Below are 2,290 nucleotides of genomic sequence, written 5' to 3'. Positions count from 1 at the left end.
GTCGGGCAGGGTGTAGTGGAGGCCACCGGAGGCGATCACTGCGGCGGTGCGCTCCGAGGCGACCACCGTGACCTCGTGACCAGCGCGCTGGAGCCGCGCGGCCATGACTCCCCCGACGCCGCCGGGTCCCAGCACTGCGATCCTCGTCATCGATCCTCTCCCCATCCGGTCTCGCGCCCGGTGGGCGCAGCCTCCCGCTTCCGCTCGAAGAACTCCATGAGCCGGGTCGCCGACTCCGCGGCCCGGACTCCGCCGACCACGTCGACCCGATGCAGCGCCAACGGATCGCGCACGAGGTCCCAGACCGAACCGCAGGCGCCGGCCTTGGGATCCCACGCACCGAAGATGATCCGCTCGATGCGGGCCGCGATGGCGGCGCCGGCGCACATCACGCAGGGCTCCAACGTCGCCACGAGGGTCGCCCCGTCGAGGCGCCACGAGCCGACGGCTGCAGCCGCCTCGCGCAGCGCGATGATCTCGGCGTGTCCGGTGGGGTCGCCGAGCTGCTCCCGCACGTTGCGGCCCCTGCCGATGACCACGTCGTCGGCGCCGATGACGAGGGCGCCCACGGGTACGTCGTCCGAGCCGTCCGTCCGGGCAGCGAGCTCGAGCGCCTCCCCCACCCATGCGGAGTACCGCTCCGCATCGGCGGCGGAGTCCGTCACCGGAGTCTCGGAATCCTTGGCCACGCGCTAAGTTTCCACCCATGCACGTCCACGTCGCCGACCACCCCCTCATCGCCCACAAGCTGACCTACCTGCGCGACAAGCGGACGGACAGCCCGACCTTCCGGCGCCTGGCGGAGGAGCTGATGACCCTCCTCGCCTACGAGGCCACCCGCGAGGTCCGGGTCGAGCCCTTCGAGATCGAGACCCCCGTGTCATCGACCACGGGCATCAAGCTCTCCAAGCCGAAGCCGCTCATCGTGCCGATCCTGCGAGCGGGACTCGGCATGCTCGAGGGCATGGTCCGCCTGCTCCCGAGCGCCGAGGTCGGCTTCCTCGGCATGCAACGAAACGAGCAGACCCTGGAAGCCGTGACATACGCAAACCGCCTGCCCGACGACCTCACCGGGCGGCAGGTCTTCGTGCTCGACCCGATGCTGGCGACGGGTGGCTCGATGGCCGACGCGATCCACTTCCTGCTCGACCGGGGGGCCGACGACATCACGGCCGTGTGCCTTCTCGCCGCCCCCGAGGGTGTCCAGCACCTGCGGGAGTCGCTGGCCTCGACGAATGCCCACGTCAAGGTCGTCACCGGGGCCGTCGACGAGCGGCTCAACGACAAGGGCTACATCGTGCCCGGCCTGGGCGACGCGGGTGACCGCCTCTACGGGGTCGTCGACTGATCCGTATGCCGCTGGGCTGGGTCGGCGCGCCTCGTGGCCAACGCGACCGTTCCGCGCGAAAAGACTACTGTGGGTCGCTACAAACCCAGACACACCGGAACACCCTCCCCGTCCACATCCGTCACATGAAGCACACTGGTCCCACAGTTGTGCCGTGCGACGACCCGGCCGTCCGTCATGCTGAGGAGCGAACACCATGGGTTCGAGGACCAAGAAGGTCATCGTCTTCCTCATCGTGGCGTTTTTCGTCTACGCGATCTTCGTGGCGCCCGTGCAGGCGGCCAATATCCTGCAGAGCATCTGGAACATCATCGTCGAGGCCTTCTACGCCCTCCTGGCCTTCTTCGACGCGTTGCTGGACGGCTGAGGGCTGACTGGGGCCACCATGGCGTTAATCCGCCGCACCGACGAGATCCCCGCCGGGCTCTCTCAGATCCTGCTGCCGGGTGAACAGCTGGTAACTGCCGTTCACGCCCACTGGGCCAGGCTGATCAAGCCGATCGCCATCTGTGTAGCCATCTTTGCGATCGCCCTGTTCTTCGACGCCAACCTCACTCACGAGAGTCAGCCGGTCGGGAACTTCCTCTGGTTCGTCTTCTTCCTCAGCCTCGCCTGGCTCGGCTGGAACATCGCCGAGTGGCGGCACGACTGGTTCGCCGCGACCGACAAACGACTGCTCCTGCGGTATGGACTCATCACGCACAAGGTCGCGATGATGCCGCTCATCAAGGTCACCGACATGAGCTACGAGAGGACCATCCCCGGCAAGATGCTCGGGTACGGGCGCTTCGTCATGGAGAGCGCAGGTCAGGAGCAGGCCATGCGCACCGTCGAGTGGGTCCCCCGACCGGATCAGACCTACCGCGCGATCTGTGCCGACATCTTCAACATCGGGCCGCCGCGAGGCACCATGACCGTGCGCGAGATCGTGGAAGACGACAC

The 2,290-nt window shown here is 67.6% G+C and carries 5 protein-coding genes; 3 read left to right on the top strand and 2 right to left on the bottom strand.

Features of this window, described 5'->3' with window-relative positions; all coding sequences use genetic code 11:
- Together VJN29_RS13110 and VJN29_RS13105 are read right to left on the bottom strand one after the other, a co-directional pair.
- Window positions 1-150 (bottom strand): 2-dehydropantoate 2-reductase N-terminal domain-containing protein (locus tag VJN29_RS13110; RefSeq protein ID WP_324144075.1); only part of this gene is annotated, 150 nt, incomplete at its 3' end.
- Window positions 147-689, bottom strand: coding sequence for a nucleoside deaminase (locus VJN29_RS13105; RefSeq protein WP_324144074.1), 543 nt, complete (start codon window positions 687-689; stop codon window positions 147-149). The genes VJN29_RS13105 and VJN29_RS13110, both read right to left, overlap by 4 nt.
- A 17-nt stretch (window positions 690-706) precedes the next feature.
- Between VJN29_RS13105 and upp the strand changes: the two genes are divergently transcribed.
- From upp to VJN29_RS13090, 3 genes are all read left to right on the top strand, one after another.
- Complete coding sequence (gene upp / locus VJN29_RS13100) at window positions 707-1,348, top strand: uracil phosphoribosyltransferase (RefSeq protein ID WP_324144073.1); 642 nt, start codon at window positions 707-709, stop codon at window positions 1,346-1,348.
- 196 nt (window positions 1,349-1,544) lie between these two features.
- A complete protein-coding gene (locus tag VJN29_RS13095; protein ID WP_324144072.1) occupies window positions 1,545-1,715 on the top strand; it encodes a hypothetical protein in 171 nt (56 codons plus the stop codon).
- A gap of 18 nt (window positions 1,716-1,733) precedes the next feature.
- The coding region (locus VJN29_RS13090; protein ID WP_324144071.1) for a PH domain-containing protein at window positions 1,734-2,290 on the top strand (557 nt) is incomplete at its 3' end.

This window comes from Intrasporangium sp. (assembly GCF_035280925.1).
Lineage (GTDB): Bacteria > Actinomycetota > Actinomycetes > Actinomycetales > Dermatophilaceae > Intrasporangium.
Note: the sequence above shows the minus strand (reverse complement) of the source record. Positions and strands in the feature narration are given on the sequence as shown.

Coding starts and splice junctions, on each gene's coding strand:
- upp (WP_324144073.1), top strand. CDS start 707: ATGCACGTCCACGTCGCCGACCACCCCCTCATCGCCCACAAGCTGACC.
- VJN29_RS13095 (WP_324144072.1), top strand. CDS start 1,545: ATGGGTTCGAGGACCAAGAAGGTCATCGTCTTCCTCATCGTGGCGTTT.